Below are 15,535 nucleotides of genomic sequence, written 5' to 3' on the forward strand. Positions count from 1 at the left end.
GGAGCCAGGCCCGTTCGTGAAACACCGCGGAACCGGCTTTGCCGGGCCGCCGGTGTTGCCCCCGGAAGGGGGTTGGCGGAGGCGACACGCAGTGCGCCGCAGACTGGGGGAGAGTCAAATGATTTCGAAGACGCCCGCTGCACCCATGCCGCCGCCAATGCACATCGTGACCAGCACTTTCTTCGCGCCGCGGCGCTTGCCTTCGATGAGCGCGTGGCCCGTCAGGCGCTGTCCGCTCACGCCGTACGGGTGGCCCACGGCGATGGCGCCGCCGTCCACGTTCAGGCGGTCGCCCGGAATGCCGAGCTTGTCGCGGCAGTAGATCACCTGCACGGCGAAGGCTTCGTTCAGTTCCCACAGGTCGATGTCGTTGACCGTGAGGCCCAGGCGCTTGAGCACCTTCGGAATCGCGAAGACCGGGCCGATGCCCATTTCGTCGGGCTCGCAGCCGGCCACGGCAAAGCCGAGGAAGCGGCCGATCGGCTTCAGGCCCTTTTGCTGGGCGTACTTCTCGTCGACCACCACGCAGGCGCCTCCGCCGTCGGAGAACTGGCTGGCATTGCCGGCCGAGATGAGGCCGCCGGGCAGTGCCGGGCGAATGCCGCTGATGCCTTCCTTGGTGGTGCCGGCGCGAATGCCTTCGTCGTTCTCGACGGTGACTTCGCGGGTAGCAAGGCCCATCACGGGGTCGGCCACGCCGGCCAGCACGGTAATGGGGGCGATCTCGTCCTTGAAGCGGCCGGCTTCGAGCGCAGCGGTGGCCTTCTGCTGGCTGGCGGCGCCGTACTCGTCCATGGCGTCGCGGCCGATGTTGTAGCGCTTGGCGACCTGCTCGGCCGTTTGCAGCATGTTCCAGTAGATCTCGGGCTTGTGCTTCACGAGCCAGGGGTCGGCCAGCATGTGCTTGTTGGCTTCGTTCTGCACGCACGAAATGCTCTCGACGCCGCCGGCCACGTACACCTCGCCTTCGCCCGCGATGATGCGCTGCGCGGCGGTGGCAATGGTCTGCAGGCCCGAGGAGCAGAAGCGGTTGATCGTCATGCCCGAGGTGGTGACCGGACAACCGGCGCGCAGCGCGATCTGGCGTGCGATGTTGGAGCCGGTGGCGCCTTCGGGCGTTGCGCAGCCCATGATCACGTCATCGACTTCGGCGGCTTCGATGCCGGCGCGCGAGATGGCGTGCTGCACCGCATGGCCGCCGAGCGTGGCGCCGTGCGTCATGTTGAAGGCACCCTTCCAGCTCTTCGCGAGCGGCGTGCGGGCAGTGGAAACAATGACGGCGCTGGTCATGGTGAGGTCCTTTGAAGATGGAAGGGAAAAAGAGTTGTTGTCGTCATTGCGCCGGCGCAGCGTTGGTGTTGCGCAGGAGCTGGTGATAGAAGCCGATCATCTCGCCGTAGTTGGAGATGGCGAGGCGTTCGTTGTTGCCGTGGAAGCGCGCGAGGTCTTCGCTCTTCATGCGGAACGGCGAAAAGCGGTAGACGGCGTCGCTCACCAGGCTGAAGTGGCGCGAATCGGTGGCGGCGGTCATGAGGCCGGGGGCCACTACCACATCGGGGAACGACTGGCGCACCGCCTGCTGGATGGCGCGGTAGCCCGTGCTGTCGGTCGGCGAGACCGGAGACGGCTCGGAGTTGCCGGGGTAGCGCTTGATCTGGATCTCGTCGTTGCCGAGTGCCTTGCGCAGATGCGCCTCTACGCTGTCGATGCTGTCGCCCGGCAGGATGCGGAAGTTGACGGCAGCCTCGGCACGGCCGGGCAGCACGTTGTCCTTGTTGCCGGCGCGCACGATGGTCAATGCGGTGGTCGTGCGAAGCATGGCGTTGCTGCTCGGGCTCTTCTGGAGTTGGCTGCGCACCAGTGGTTCGGTGAGCCACAGGTTGCAGAGCATCACGCGGTTCATGCTGCTCATCTCCGGCGCGAGGGCACCGAACATCTGGGCTGCCACGCCTTTGATGCCGCCGGGCATCGGGTTGGCTTCAAGCCGTGCAAGCGCGGCGCTCATGCTGCCGATGGCACTGCGCTGCGGTGGCATCGACGAGTGGCCGGGGGCGGTGTCGAGCGAAAGAAAGAAGGTGCCATAGCCCTTCTCGGCCAGGCCGATGAGCGCAGCCGGTTTCGAAAGGCCGGGCAGCACGCCGTCGAGAATCAGCAGGCCTTCATCGAGCACCCAATCGAGGCGCACGTTGCGCGACTTCAGCAGCTCGGCAATCGGCCGCGCACCGCGCAGGCCGCTCACCTCTTCGTCATCGCCCATCACGAGATACACGGTCTGCTTGGGCTTGTAGCCGCTGCCGATCAGCAGCTCGATGGCTTCCATCTGCGCGAACAGGTTGCTCTTGTTGTCGAGCGTGCCGCGGCCCCAGACGAAGCCGTCCTTGATCTCGCCGGCGAAGGGGTCGACCGTCCAGGCCTTCTCGGTGCCGGGCGCAATGGGCACCATGTCCTGGTGCGCCATCAGCGCGATGGGCTTGGCCGAGGCGTCGGTGCCAGTCCATGTGTAGAGCAGCGCCCGCTGCCCCACCACTTCCTTCTTGAGGGTGGCGTGGACCTTGGGGAACTGCTGTTCGAGGTAGGCGTGCAGCTTGTCGAACTCGGCCAGGTTGGCGGCCGGATCGTCGAGGCTGGACACCGTGCGGATCGGAATCGCGCCGGCCAGCCGCTTGGCTGCGGCCTGCAGGTCCATCTCGAGTTTGGGTGCGGGCGCCACCGCCAGCTGCTGCGATGGCGTGGTCCAGGTCTTGACCGCCACGGCCGCCACCAGTGCCACAAGCACCAGCAGCAGCCCGAGAAAGATGCGTTTCAACATAGGCGGTCAGGGTTCCGGGCCTGCTGTCAACTGAACTGCTTGCCTTCGGCGACCAGTTTCTGGATCAGCGGCGCGGGCTGCCAGAACTCGGCGTCGTCGCGCGGGTTCCTGGCAAAGCGCTTCATGGTTTCGGCCACGTTGTAGAGGCCGACCTGCGATGCGTAGTGCATCGGGCCGCCGCGCCAGATCGGGAAGCCATAGCCGGTGAGGTACACCATGTCGATGTCGCCCGACTTGGAAGCGATGCCGTCTTCCAGGATGTGCGCGCCTTCGTTCACGAGGGCATACACCAGGCGTTGCACGATTTCTTCGTCGGAGATCTTGCGCGGCGTGATGCCCAGTTCCTTGCGATGGTCCTCGATCATCCTGTTGACGAGATCCGACGGAATTGCATCGCGCTTGCCGGCCTGGTAGTCGTACCACCCCGCCCCGGTCTTCTGGCCGAAGCGGCCCAGCTCGCACAGCTTGTCGGCGGTGCGGCTGTACTTCATGTTCGGATGCTCCACGGCGCGGCGCTTGCGAATGGCCCAGCCGATGTCGTTGCCGGCCAGGTCGCCCATGCGAAACGGGCCCATGGCAAAACCGAACTTCTCGACGGCCTTGTCGACCTGCTGCGGCGTGGCGCCTTCGTCCAGCAGGAAGCCGGCCTGGCGCGAGTACTGCTCGATCATGCGGTTGCCGATGAAGCCGTCGCACACGCCCGAGACCACCGCCGTCTTCTTGATCTTCTTGCCAATGTCCATGACGGTGGCGAGAACATCCTTGGCCGTTTGCTTGCCGCGCACCACTTCGAGCAGCTTCATCACGTTGGCGGGGCTGAAGAAGTGCATGCCGACCACGTCCTGCGGACGCTCGGTGAACGATGCGATCTTGTCGACGTCGAGCGTCGATGTGTTGGAAGCCAGGATGGCGCCCTTCTTGGCCACGCGGTCGAGCTCCTTGAACACCTTCTCCTTCACGCCGAGTTCCTCGAACACGGCTTCGATGATCAGGTCGGCGTCCTTCAGGTCGTCGTAGCTCAGCGTGGTGCTCAAAAGCGCCATGCGCTGCTCGTACTTGTCCTGCTTGAGCTTGCCCTTCTTGACCTGGGCTTCGTAGTTCTTCTTGATGGTGGCAACGCCGCGGTCAAGCGCCTCTTGCTTCATCTCGAGAATCTTCACGGGGATGCCCGCGTTCAGGAAGTTCATCGAAATGCCGCCGCCCATGGTGCCGGCGCCGATCACGCCGACCGACTTGACTTCGCGCTTGGGCGTGTCGTCGGCCACGTCGGGAATCTTGGATGCCGCGCGCTCGGCCATGAACAGGTGGCGCAGGGCCAGCGATTCGGGCGTGAACATGAGTGCGGTGAAAAGACGGCGCTCTTCGGCCATGCCCTCGTCGAACTTCATCTTGGTTGCGGCCTGCACGGCATCGACGCATTTCAGCGGCGCCGGGTAGTTCTTCGACATGCCGCCGACCATGTTCTTGGCGAACTGGAAGTAGGCGTCGCCCTGCGGATGCTTGCAAGGCAGATTGCGTACCAGCGGCAGTGCTTCACCGGTCTTGCCCGCGACGCTCTTGGCGAACGCCACGGCTTCTTCGAACACCGATTCGGGCGAAGCCGCGAGCTTGTCGAACAACTTCTGGCCCGGCAGGCTGGCGAGCAGTTCGCTTTTTACCGATTCGCCGCTCACGATCATGTTGAGCGCGGTTTCCACGCCCAGCACGCGCGGCAGGCGTTGCGTGCCGCCGGCGCCGGGAAGCAAGCCGAGCTTGACTTCGGGCAACGCAATGTTGGTACCGGGAACTGCCACGCGGTAATGGCAACCCAGCGCCAGCTCGAGGCCGCCGCCCATGCACACCGAGTGAATGGCCGCGACGATGGGCTTGGGCGAAGCCTCGAGCGACAGGATCACGCTCAGCAGATTGGGCTCCTGCAGCGCCTTGGGCGTGCCGAACTCCTTGATGTCCGCACCGCCCGAGAACGCCTTGCCGGCGCCGGTGATGACGATGGCCTTGACGGCGTCGTCGGCATTGGCCTTCGACAACCCATCGGTGATGCCGATGCGGGTCGAAAAACCGAGACCGTTGACCGGCGGGTTGGTCAGTGTGATCACGGCGACATCGCCGAGCACTTTGTATTCAGCCGTCATGCTGCGTTCCTTGGTGTGTGAAGAAAAAGAAGAAAAAGCACGAGTGTTCTTTTTCGAGGGATTCTAGGCGTTTCGCGTGGCCTAACAATGGCACGCAGTCGCTGTTGGGACAAGGGGGATCCGGGGCGCGGCCCGGATCCTCGGAGGGCTTCTTCAGACCTCGAGCCACTCTTTGCGAGTGGTAGCGTCCGCGCGCAGGCTGTCGGGCGTTCCATCGAACACGATGCTGCCGTGGCCCATGACCAGCGCACGGTCGGAGATCTGCATTGCAATGGTCAGCTTCTGCTCGATCAGCAGCACCGAAATGCCCTTCTCCTTGAGCGTCTTCAGGTACTGCCCCACCAGCTCGACGATCTTCGGCGCAAGGCCTTCGGTCGGCTCGTCGATGATGATGAGGTCGGGGTCGCCCATGAGCGTGCGGCACAGCGTGAGCATCTGCTGCTCGCCGCCCGAGAGCACGCCGGCTTCGGTATGCTGGCGTTCCTTCAGCCGGGGGAACATACCGTACATGTCGTCGAAAGACCAGCGGCTGCCTTTGCCCGAGCCCTTTTGGCCGAGCAGCAGGTTCTGGTGCACCGTGAGCTTGGGAAAGATGTCGCGATTCTCGGGCACGTAGCCGATGCCCAGGTGCGCAACTTCGTAGGCCTTCTTGCGAAGGACGTCCTGGTCCTTCCAGCGCAGCGTGCCTTCGGCATGCACCAGGCCCATGATGGCCTTGGCGGTGGTCGAGCGGCCGGAGCCGTTGCGGCCCAGCAGCGCAACGATTTCGCCGGCGCCAACCTCGAATGAAACGCCATGCAGCACATGGCTCTTGCCGTAGTAGGCGTGAATGTCGTGAAGCTTCAGCATGTGTCAGTGTCCCTGGCCCTGGCTTTGTGCATCGGCCACGGCCGAGCCAAGGTAAGCCTCTTGCACGCGCGCATTGGCGCGAACGGCAGCGGGCGTGTCGAAGGCGATGACTTCGCCGTACACCACCACCGCAATCTTGTCGGCAAGGCCGAAGACCACGCCCATGTCGTGCTCGACCGTCAGCAGCGTCTTGCCGACGGTGACGTGCTTGATGAGCGAGATGAAATGCGAGGTCTCGGTCTTGCTCATGCCCGCCGTGGGCTCGTCCAGCAGAATGACGTTGGCGCCGCCGGCAATGGTTACGCCGATTTCAAGTGCGCGCTGTTCGGCATAGGTGAGGTTCACCGCCTGCACGTCGCGCTTGCGCTGCAGGCCGATCTGCTTGATGAGTTCCTCGGTGCGCGCATTGGCATCGTCCAGGTTGGAGAGAAAGCGCAGGAAGGTGTACTTGTAGCCCAGGCTCCACAGCACGCCGCAGCGCAGGTTCTCGAACACGCTCAGCTTGGGAAAGATGTTGGTGATCTGGAAGCTGCGCGAAAGGCCCAGCCGGTTGATCTCGTACGGCTTCTTGCCGTCGATCCGCTCGCCGTTCAGCAGCACCTCGCCGCTGGTGGGCGCAAGGCGGCCGCTGATGAGGTTGAAGAGCGTCGACTTGCCCGCTCCGTTCGGGCCGATGATGGCCACGCGCTCGCCGGCGTTCACCGCCAGGTCCACGCCGCGAATGATCTCGGTCTTGCCGAAATTCTTGCGCAGCGACTTCAGTTCCAGTGCATGTTGCGCGCTCATTACGCCGCCTCCCGACGCTTGATTTCTGCTTCGATTTCTTCCTGCGCACGCCCCCAGACGCGCACGAAGCGGCGCCGCGCCACCTCGAGCGCACCCAAGCCCACGGCCAGGATCGCCAGGGCACCGAGCCAGCTGCCCACGCCCGAGGTGTCGAGCGCCACGCCGAAGAAGTTCAGCGTCGGCCCCATCGCTGCGTTCAGCTGGATGTGATAGATCATTTCGATGAGCGCAGCCGCGCCGATGACCACCGGCACCAGCGCCACGGCAAGCGCAAGGTACAGCAGCCAGAAGCGGTCGAACTTGCCGAACTTGGCAACGCGCAGGTTCATCATCACCAGGCTCGCGATGCCGCCGGGCGCGAACATGACCATGAACACGAACACCAGGCCGAAGTACAGCTGCCAGGCCTTCGACAGTTCGGACAAAAGGATCGACGCGAACACCAGCAGCACCGCACCAATGATCGGCCCGAAGAAGAACACCGCACCGCCAAGGAAGGTGAACAGCAGGTAGCCGCCCGAGCGGATGGCGTTGAGGCTGTCGGCCGCGTTCACGATCTCGAAGTTGATCGAAGCCAGGCCGCCGCCGATGCCGGCGAAGAACCCCGCGATGATGAATGCGAAGTAGCGCACGCGCTGCGTGTTGTAGCCGATGAACTCCACGCGCTCCGGGTTGTCGCGCACGGCGTTCAGCATGCGGCCGAGCGGCGTGCCGGTAAAGGCATACATCAGCCCGGTGCAAACGAAGCAGTACGCGGCAATCAGGTAGTACACCTGGATTTGCGGGCCGAAGTTGAAGCCGAAGAAGGTCGGGCCGTACACGCGGTCGGTGGTGATGCCGCCCTCGCCGCCGAAGAAGCTCGGGAACATCAGCGCCATGGAGGCCACGAGCTCGCCGATGCCCATGGTGATCATCGCGAAGGTGGTGCCCGACTTCTTGGTGGTCACAAAGCCGAAGATCACGGCGAAGAACATGCCGGCCAGGCCGCCCACCAGAGGAATGAGCACCAGCGGAATCTGCAGGCCGCCCTTGGCGCCCATGTTCATTGCGTGGATGGCAAGGAACGAGCCCAGGCCGACATAGACCGCGTGGCCGAAGCTCAGCATGCCGCCCTGCCCCAGCAGGATGTTGTAGCTCAGGCAGATGATGATGAGATAGCCCATCTGCGAGAGCATCGTGAGTGCCAGGCTGCTCTTGAACAGCAGCGGCGAGACGATCAGCACGATGGCGAAGAGCGTCCAGACCAGGTAGCGGCCGATGTTCCAGGGCTTGAAGCGGTAGTACTGCACTTTTTGCGTACCCTGCGGGCTTTGCACGCCCTGCTCGTTCTGGGTAGTGGATGTGGTTGCTGCGGTCATGGCGTCAGTCCTCCCGGGTTCCAAGAAGACCCTTGGGCCTGAAGATGAGGATCAGCACCAGGAAGAGGTACGGCAGGATCGGCGCAACCTGCGAGATCGTGAGCTTGAGCAGCTCGTAGCCGAAGGTCTGGTCCGTCACGGCAACGCCGATGGCGCGCAGGCCCGTGGCCAGCGACTGGTCCATGGCCACCGCGAAGGTCTGGATGATGCCGATGAGAAGCGACGCGAGGAAAGCCCCCGCCAGCGACCCCATGCCGCCGACCACCACCACCACGAAGATGATGGAGCCGACCGAAGCCGCCATTGCCGGCTCGGTCACGTAGGTATTGCCGCCCACCACGCCCGCCAAGCCCGCGAGCGCGGCGCCGCCGCCGAACACCAGCATGAACACGCGCGGCACGTTGTGGCCCAGCGCCTCGACCATGTCGGGGTGCTTGAGCGCCGCCTGGATGACCAGGCCGATGCGGGTGCGCGTGAGCAGCAGCCACACCGAGATGAGCATGAGCACCGCCACCAGCATGATGAAGGAGCGGGACTTCGGAAACTGGGTGCCGTACAGCGAGAAGAGCGGCCCCTGCAGTTGGGGCGGCAGGCCGTAGGGCACGGTGGAGCGGCCCCAGGCGAGCTGCACCACTTCGAGGATGAGGTACGAGAGGCCGAAGGTCACCAGGAGCTCGGGCACGTGGCCGAACTTGTGGACCCGGCGAAGGCTGTAGCGCTCGAACGCGGCGCCCAGGAGGCCCACGAGCAGCGGCGCAACGAACAGCGCCGGCCAGAAGCCGATGATGCCCGACAGCGTGTAGGCGATGTAGGCGCCGAGCATGTAGAAGCTGGCGTGCGCAAAGTTGAGCACGCCCATCATGCTGAAGATCAGCGTAAGGCCAGAGCTCAGCATGAACAACAGCAGGCCGTAGCTGACGCCGTTGAGCAGCGAGATGACGAAGAATTCGACGTTCATCGGTCTTTCGGATGCGTGAAAAAAGAAAGAGGCCCGAGTGTTGAAGTCGGGCCTCGACCGGTCAGGCGACCGAAGCGGTCACGAGGCGCCGCCGGGCCGCTTCATCTGGCACGACGTGGGCGTGCTCGAGACATAGGCCTCGTAGTACTTCACCGGTGCCAGCGTGTAGCCGGTGTTTTCGGGGCTGTACGGGTTCTTGGCGTCGGCCTTCTGCCAGCGCGTGATCCACAGGCCCTGCTGCAGCTGGTGGTCTGCCTTGCGCATCTCGACGTCGCCGTTGAAGCTCTTGAACTTCATGCCTTCCATTGCGGCCGCAACCTTGACTGGCTCGGTCGACTTGGTGCGCACGAAGGCTTCGCTCAGCATGGCGTACACCGTGTAGATGTCGGTGGTGTACATGTCGTCGTTGAAGCGCTTCTTGAACTCGTTCATGAGCGGCTGCACCGGGCCCGGCGCGTTGTAGTGGCTGTAGCCCACCTGGTAGACCTTGCCGTCGGAGGCCGCGCCCATGGCGGTCGGCGTGCCGTTGGTCACGGCGTAGTAGGTGTAGAACTTGACGTTCAGGCCCGAGTCGTTGGCCGACTTGATGAGCAGCGCCAGGTCGGAGCCCCAGTTGCCGGTAATGACGGTGTCCGCACCCGAAGCCTTGATCTTGGCGATGTAGGGCGAGAAGTCGCGCACCTGGGCCAGCGGGTGCAGGTCGTCGCCGACCACTTCGACGTCGGGGCGCTTGGCCTTGAGGTTGTCCTTCGCGAACTTGGAGACCTGCTGGCCGTGCGAGTAGTTCTGGTTGATGAGGTAGACCTTCTTGATGTCCGGCTGGTCCTTCATGAAGGTGGTCAGCGCTTCCATCTTCATGGAGGTGTCTGCATCGAGGCGGAAGTGCCAGTAGCTGCACTTGCTGTTGGTGAGGTCGGGGTCGACTGCCGCATAGTTGATGTAGAGCACTTCCTTGCCCGGGTTGCGGGCGTTGTGCTTTTCGAGCGCGTCGATGATGGCGAGCGCGGGGCCCGAGCCGTTGCCCTGCACCACGTAGCGCGCGCCCTGGTCCATGGCGGAGCGCAGCGCGGCGGTGGTTTCTTGCGGGCTGAGCTTGTTGTCGATGCCGATGATCTCGAACTTCACGCCGGCCGCGTTCTTCTTGTTGAATTCTTCGGCCAGGAACTGGAAGGTCTTGAGCTGGTTGGTGCCGACCGCGGCCATCAGGCCCGAGAGCGGGTCGAGCCACGCGATTTTGACGGTTTCACCCTTCTGGGCCAGGGCGCCGGTGGCGCTTGCGGCAAGGATGGCTGCGGTAGCGATTTTCAGAGCGAACTTCACGATCTATATCTCCTGGTCAAACCGAATCAAAAAGCCTTGCACGAGCGTACAAGCGTTCACTGCCCCTCCCCTCAGGGAATGCCCGGAGGGGGTGGCCGCAAAGGCCCGTTTCTATCGCACAGGCGACAGCGCATTTCTCCAATTGCTACCCGCGGGTAGATGTCTTCTACCCACGAGTAGGAAATGCGTTCACAAAGACGCTCAAGGGCGCTTCATCTGGCAGGTCGTCGGCGTGCTGGCCACATACGACTCGTAGTACTTCACCGGAACATTGGTGTAGCCGGTGTTCTCGGCGTCATAGGGGAACTTGGCGCTGGCTTTCTCCCAGCGCGAGATGTAGAGGCCCTGCTGCAGCTGGTGGTCGGCCTTGCGCATCTCGACCTCGCCGTTGAAGCTCTTGATCTTCATGCCCTCGAGCGCGGCCGCCACCTTGACCGGGTCGGTCGACTTGGTCTGCACGAAGGCGGCATCGAGCAACGCGAACGTGTGATAGATCGACGATTGCGTCAGGTCGTCGTTCATCTTCTTCTTGTAGCCGACGAGCAGTTTCTGGATTTCGCCACCCATGTTGTAGTGGGCATAGGCCACGGTATAGACCTTGCCGGCCGAGGTGGCACCCATGGCCGTGGGCGTGCCGGCGCCGGGTGCGTAGTAGGTGAGGAACTTGACGTCCAGGCCGGAATCGTTGGCGGCCTTGATGAGCAGCGACAGGTCGGAGCCCCAATTGCCGGTAATGACGGTGTCCGCGCCCGACGCCTTGATCTTTGCGATGTACGGTGAGAAGTCGCGCACCTGCGCGAGCGGGTGCAGATCGTCGCCCACGATCTGGATGTCGGGGCGCTTGGTCTTGAGGTTCTCCTTGGCGAACTTGGACACCTGCACGCCGTGTGCATAGTTCTGGCCGAGGATGTAGACCTTCTTGATGTCGGTCTGGTCCTTCATCCAGGTGGTCAGCGCCTCCATCTTCATGGAGGTGTCGGCGTCCAGGCGAAAGTGCCAATAACTGCACTTGCTGTTGGTGAGGTCGGGGTCGACCGCCGCATAGTTCAGGTAAAGCAGTTCCTTGCCCGGGTTGCGCGCGTTGTTCTTCTCGATGGCGTCGATGATTGCCAGCGCCGGCCCCGAGCCATTGCCCTGGGTGATGTAGCGCGCACCCTGGTCCTGCGCGGAGCGCAGCGCGGCGGTGGTCTCCTGCGGGCTCAGTTTGTTGTCGATGGCAATGATCTCGAACTTCACGCCCGAGGCATTCTTCTTGTTGAACTCTTCAGCCAAAAACTGCGTGGTCTTGAGCTGGTTGGTGCCAACCGCGGCCATCAGCCCCGAGAGCGGGTCCAGCCAGGCGATCTTGACCGTCTCGCCCTTTTGGGCGAATGCGGCCACGGCGCTCACCAGCATGGCGCAAGCAGCTACGGACTTGATGGCAAATTGCATGAAGAGTCTCCTGGATGAATGGCAGGTATGAGGCGGGATGCCAGCGTACAAGCGCCCTTTTCTTCGCCGCACAGGGATTGCCCGGAAGGAAGGCCGCCGAAGCGGCCTTGCTATCGCGTGCGCGACAGTGCGGTGGGTCCGGGGCGGTGCGTCAGGCGGTCGGCAGCTTGTAGTCCTTCAGCATTTCGCGCAGACGGGTCTTGAGGATCTTTCCGGTGGCGCCGAGCGGAATGGCGTCGACGAACACCACGTCGTCCGGCACCTGCCACTTGGCGGTCTTGCCTTCGTAGAACTTCAGCAGCTCTTCGCGCGCGACCTCCGCGTTGGGCTTCTTGACCACCGCGATGATCGGCCGCTCGTCCCACTTGGGGTGGTACACGCCGATGCAGGCCGCCATGGCCACGGCCGGATGCGCAACGGCGATGTTCTCGATCTCGATGGAGCTGATCCACTCGCCGCCGGACTTGATCACGTCCTTGCTGCGGTCGGTGATCTGCAGGTAGCCCTCGGCGTCGATGGTGGCGACGTCTCCCGTGGGGAACCAGCCGCGGCCCTGCTCGTCGCGGATGAGCGGGTCGCCGCCTTCGCCCTTGAAGTACTCCTTCACGATCCACGGTCCCTTGACCAGCAGGTCGCCGAAGGCCTTGCCGTCCCAGGGCAGCTCCTTGCCGTTGCCGTCGACGATCTTCATGTCGACGCCGAAGATCGCGCGGCCCTGCTTCATGCGGATTTGCAGCTGCGCATCGGGCGGCAGCGACAAGTGCTTGTTCTTGAGCGTGCACAGCGTGCCCAGCGGGCTCATCTCGGTCATGCCCCAGGCATGCAGCACCTCGACGTTGTACTTCTCCTGGAACGCCGTGATCATGGCCGGCGGGCAGGCCGAGCCGCCGATGACGGTGCGGTTGAGCTTGCTGAACTTGAGGCTGTTGGCCTGCATGTGGCCGAGCATCATCTGCCACACGGTGGGCACGCCGGCCGCGAAGGTGACGCCTTCGGATTCGATCAGCTCGAACACCGACTTGCCGTCCAGTGCCGGGCCGGGAAACACCACCTTGCAGCCCACCAGCGCGGCCGAATACGGAATGCCCCAGGCATTGACGTGGAACATCGGCACCACCGGGAGCACCGAGTCTCGCGCCGAAAGGCGCATCACGTCGGGCAAGGCCGCGGCATAGGCATGCAGCATGGTCGAGCGGTGGCTGTAGAGCGCGGCCTTGGGGTTGCCCGTGGTGCCGCTCGTGTAGCACATGCTCGAGGCCGAGTTCTCGTCGAAGGTGGGCCAGTCGTACGCGGTCGGCTGCGCGCCCATCCAGCCTTCGTAGCTCACGAGGTTGGGAATGCCGCTGTCGGCGGGCAGCTTGTCGGCATCACAAAGTGCAATCCATTTCCGGATGGTGGTGCACTTGGCATGCACCGCTTGCACCAGCGGCAGAAAGCTCAGGTCGAAGCACAGGATCTGATCTTCGGCGTGGTTGGCGATCCATGCGATCTGGTCGGGGTGCAGGCGCGGGTTGATGGTGTGCAGCACGCGTCCGCTGCCGCTCACGCCGTAGTACAGCTCCAGGTGGCGGTAGCCGTTCCACGCCAGCGTGGCGATGCGGTCGCTGAACAGCAGCTGCTCGCCGTCCAGCGCATTGGCCACTTGCCGGGCACGCGATGCGATGCCGCTCCACGTGGTGCGGTGGATGTCGCCCTCCACCCGGCGCGAAACGATCTCGCCATCGCCGTTGTGGCGCTCGACGAACTCGATCAGCGACGAGATCAAAAGCGGTTGGTCTTGCATCAAACCCAGCATCTACGGACTCCTAAAGGAAATGACTTCATGAAAGCTTGCAAAGCACAGATTCACGCAAGCTTCGGCCGCTTCCACAATGACACAAACCCGCACTGCTGGATGGAACGAAGCGCCTCATCAAGGTGCGTTCACCGGCGTGATTCTGGCGGCCGTGGGCGTCGCGTCGAGCAACAGCTGCGAAGGCCATGTCCCCCAGGTGACGCCGAGTTCGGGCGTGTTCGGATCGCCCTTGCGCATGAAGGCGCCCACGCTCGCCATCACGGCGCTGGAAAGCGCGAGCCGGCCGGGCTGGTTGGCCTTGCCGCCCATCACGCTGCTGAGCAGCGAGCCGCTGAAGTTGCCGAAGACGAACGGCAGGTCGAACGCGTGCGCCGCGCCGTACACGTCGTTCCACGGCGGCGCCTCCTGCGCCCAGTCGAGGCGGTAGTGCCAGATGTTCGGCTGGCGCGTCTTCATCGTATTGAGCAGGTTGTCTCGGCTCGCACCGAAAAGCCCTTGCGTGATGACGTCGGTCGCCGCGTTGTAGCCCGTGCCCGGCTTGTCTACCGGAAGGTAGGACGCATCGATGATGTCGGCCACGGTGAGCGCGGACGGCGCGTCGGGGTCGAAACTGAACATCATCGAAAAGCGCTGCGCATCGGTCACGATCCAGCCCGGCTTCGGGAAGCCGATGGTGCCCAGCAGCGAGGCGAAGAGCTTGCCCTCGTCGCGCGTGTTGCCCGCGAGCATGGGCACCTTGTTGTACTGGTCGGCCGCAATGGCGCCGATGGGGTCTACCGGCAGCACCGTGCCGTCGGGAATGGGCGCGACGGAGCCCAGGCCGGCGGCAACCACCTTGGTGAGCAGCGCCCCGCCCTCCTGCGCCCGCATGTAGTCGGCAATTTGCGCCGGCGTGCGGGTGGCGATGTACGCCTTGGCCGCGGCGGCATCCGCCACAGTGCCGTCGGCGACGAGCAGTCTCTCCAGGATCGCCTGGCCCTGCGCGAGTGAAGCCGACACCGGAGCCAGCGTGGGGAGCGTGCCGGGCGGCAGGTTGCTCGCGAGCGAAATGCCCCCGCTCATCTCGAAGGCCTTGTGGAACAGCCCCTTGGCCATGGGCGAGGTCATGACCGCCAGCAGGTTGGTGGCGCCGGCCGACTCGCCCGAGAGCGTGACGTTCCCCGCGTCGCCGCCAAAGCTCGCGGCATTGCCGCGGATGAAGCGCAGCGCGGCCATGATGTCGAGCAGCGCAAAGTTGCCCGAATCGTCGCCTGCCGCTCCGCCCGGGCGCAACTGCGGCATGTTGATGAAGCCGAGGATGCCCAGGCGGTAGCTGCTGGTGATGACCACCGCGTTGGCAGCCTTCGCCAGCGCCGCGCCGTCATACAGCGGATCGGCCGTGTAGCCCGAGATATTGCTGCCGCCGTGCACGAACAGCAGCACGGGCAGGTTCTTCTCCTCGGTGGCGGGGCGCCAGATGTTGACGAACAGGCAGTCCTCGCTGCCGACCGGCTTGCCCAGGTTGGCGCCGACGGTCGCGTCGAAGGTGTTGTTGGTGCCTGGGCTGAAGAGCCGGCCGATCTGCAGGCACGAATTGCCGAACTGCGTGGCCGGGCGGATGCCGCTCCAGGCTTCGGGCTCGACCGGGGCGCGCCAGCGCAGCGCGCCGACCGGCGGTTGGGCGAACGGAATGCCCTTCCAGAACCAGGTGCCCGTCCTGGCGCTGTCGTCCACGCCCTCGATCTTGCCGGCGGTGGTCGTGCGCACCATGGGCCCGTCGGCGGGCGGTGGCGGCGGGGGCGGCGGGGGCGCTGCGGGAGCGCTCGGGGTGAACGAGAAACCACCGCCAGAGCCCCCGCCGCAGGCGGAAAGCGCGATGCAGGCTGCGACCGCGACCGTTGACGCGACCGCTTGCGCCGCGGTTCTTGCCGCCGTCTGCAGGGTTGCGCCGCGGACTTCCGTTGTCTCTGCTGTGTTCATTGTTTGTCTCCACACCGGGTTAATCGGAATGACTCCATCGGTGTCCGCCCGCCATACTTCGCCGGGCTGGATCCGCCAGAAAATTCTAGGAACCGGCCGCCTTTTCCCCGCTATCGCAAGCGAGCCAATTCAATGACT

Annotated in this window: 11 protein-coding genes; all 11 read right to left on the bottom strand. The window is 64.2% G+C overall.

All coding sequences use genetic code 11. From position 1 onward, the window contains the following. Window positions 1-114: 114 nt before the first annotated feature. The 11 genes from EJI00_RS05005 to EJI00_RS05055 all read right to left on the bottom strand — a co-directional run bounded on the left by EJI00_RS05005 (window position 115) and on the right by EJI00_RS05055 (window position 15,397). Window positions 115-1,290 (bottom strand): acetyl-CoA C-acyltransferase, encoded by a 1,176-nt coding sequence (locus EJI00_RS05005; protein ID WP_126746371.1) that lies wholly within the window; start codon window positions 1,288-1,290, stop codon window positions 115-117. Between the two features lie 43 nt (window positions 1,291-1,333). Further along, entirely contained in the window at window positions 1,334-2,809 is a 1,476-nt protein-coding gene (locus tag EJI00_RS05010) for a M20 family peptidase (protein WP_126746372.1), read from the bottom strand. Between the two features lie 26 nt (window positions 2,810-2,835). Beyond that, window positions 2,836-4,941: a 3-hydroxyacyl-CoA dehydrogenase NAD-binding domain-containing protein gene (locus EJI00_RS05015; RefSeq protein WP_126746373.1), complete on the bottom strand. Its 2,106-nt coding sequence runs from the start codon at window positions 4,939-4,941 to the stop codon at window positions 2,836-2,838. A 153-nt stretch (window positions 4,942-5,094) separates the two neighbouring features. After that, window positions 5,095-5,790 carry an ABC transporter ATP-binding protein gene (locus EJI00_RS05020; protein ID WP_126746374.1) on the bottom strand — a complete coding sequence of 232 codons (696 nt, stop codon included), beginning with the start codon at window positions 5,788-5,790 and terminating at the stop codon, window positions 5,095-5,097. 3 nt (window positions 5,791-5,793) lie between these two features. Beyond that, the gene (locus tag EJI00_RS05025) at window positions 5,794-6,576 is read right to left on the bottom strand and encodes an ABC transporter ATP-binding protein (RefSeq protein WP_126746375.1); all 783 of its coding nucleotides are present in this window, start codon (window positions 6,574-6,576) and stop codon (window positions 5,794-5,796) included. Next, entirely contained in the window at window positions 6,576-7,934 is a 1,359-nt protein-coding gene (locus EJI00_RS05030; protein WP_260590460.1) for a branched-chain amino acid ABC transporter permease, read from the bottom strand. The genes EJI00_RS05025 and EJI00_RS05030 overlap by 1 nt, the downstream gene beginning before the upstream one ends. Window positions 7,935-7,938: 4 nt before the next feature. Beyond that, window positions 7,939-8,892, bottom strand: coding sequence for a branched-chain amino acid ABC transporter permease (locus EJI00_RS05035; protein ID WP_126746376.1), 954 nt, complete (start codon window positions 8,890-8,892; stop codon window positions 7,939-7,941). Between the two features lie 78 nt (window positions 8,893-8,970). Then, window positions 8,971-10,212 carry a branched-chain amino acid ABC transporter substrate-binding protein gene (locus tag EJI00_RS05040; protein WP_126746377.1) on the bottom strand — a complete coding sequence of 414 codons (1,242 nt, stop codon included), beginning with the start codon at window positions 10,210-10,212 and terminating at the stop codon, window positions 8,971-8,973. A gap of 201 nt (window positions 10,213-10,413) precedes the next feature. Next, window positions 10,414-11,643 carry a branched-chain amino acid ABC transporter substrate-binding protein gene (locus EJI00_RS05045; RefSeq protein ID WP_126746378.1) on the bottom strand — a complete coding sequence of 410 codons (1,230 nt, stop codon included), beginning with the start codon at window positions 11,641-11,643 and terminating at the stop codon, window positions 10,414-10,416. A 151-nt stretch (window positions 11,644-11,794) separates the two neighbouring features. Further along, window positions 11,795-13,438: a 3-(methylthio)propionyl-CoA ligase gene (locus tag EJI00_RS05050; protein ID WP_126746379.1), complete on the bottom strand. Its 1,644-nt coding sequence runs from the start codon at window positions 13,436-13,438 to the stop codon at window positions 11,795-11,797. A gap of 117 nt (window positions 13,439-13,555) precedes the next feature. Beyond that, window positions 13,556-15,397, bottom strand: coding sequence for a carboxylesterase/lipase family protein (locus tag EJI00_RS05055; RefSeq protein WP_126746380.1), 1,842 nt, complete (start codon window positions 15,395-15,397; stop codon window positions 13,556-13,558). Between the last annotated feature and the right edge of the window lie 138 nt (window positions 15,398-15,535).

The organism is Variovorax sp. DXTD-1 (genome assembly GCF_003984625.1).
Lineage (GTDB): Bacteria > Pseudomonadota > Gammaproteobacteria > Burkholderiales > Burkholderiaceae_C > Variovorax.

Excerpts from the sequence above, each read along its gene's own strand:
- EJI00_RS05005 (WP_126746371.1), bottom strand. The coding sequence starts at position 1,290 with ATGACCAGCGCCGTCATTGTTTCCACTGCCCGCACGCCGCTCGCGAAG.
- EJI00_RS05010 (WP_126746372.1), bottom strand. The coding sequence starts at position 2,809 with ATGTTGAAACGCATCTTTCTCGGGCTGCTGCTGGTGCTTGTGGCACTG.
- EJI00_RS05015 (WP_126746373.1), bottom strand. The coding sequence starts at position 4,941 with ATGACGGCTGAATACAAAGTGCTCGGCGATGTCGCCGTGATCACACTG.
- EJI00_RS05020 (WP_126746374.1), bottom strand. The coding sequence starts at position 5,790 with ATGCTGAAGCTTCACGACATTCACGCCTACTACGGCAAGAGCCATGTG.
- EJI00_RS05025 (WP_126746375.1), bottom strand. The coding sequence starts at position 6,576 with ATGAGCGCGCAACATGCACTGGAACTGAAGTCGCTGCGCAAGAATTTC.
- EJI00_RS05030 (WP_260590460.1), bottom strand. The coding sequence starts at position 7,934 with ATGACCGCAGCAACCACATCCACTACCCAGAACGAGCAGGGCGTGCAA.
- EJI00_RS05035 (WP_126746376.1), bottom strand. The coding sequence starts at position 8,892 with ATGAACGTCGAATTCTTCGTCATCTCGCTGCTCAACGGCGTCAGCTAC.
- EJI00_RS05045 (WP_126746378.1), bottom strand. The coding sequence starts at position 11,643 with ATGCAATTTGCCATCAAGTCCGTAGCTGCTTGCGCCATGCTGGTGAGC.
- EJI00_RS05050 (WP_126746379.1), bottom strand. The coding sequence starts at position 13,438 with ATGCTGGGTTTGATGCAAGACCAACCGCTTTTGATCTCGTCGCTGATC.
- EJI00_RS05055 (WP_126746380.1), bottom strand. The coding sequence starts at position 15,397 with ATGAACACAGCAGAGACAACGGAAGTCCGCGGCGCAACCCTGCAGACG.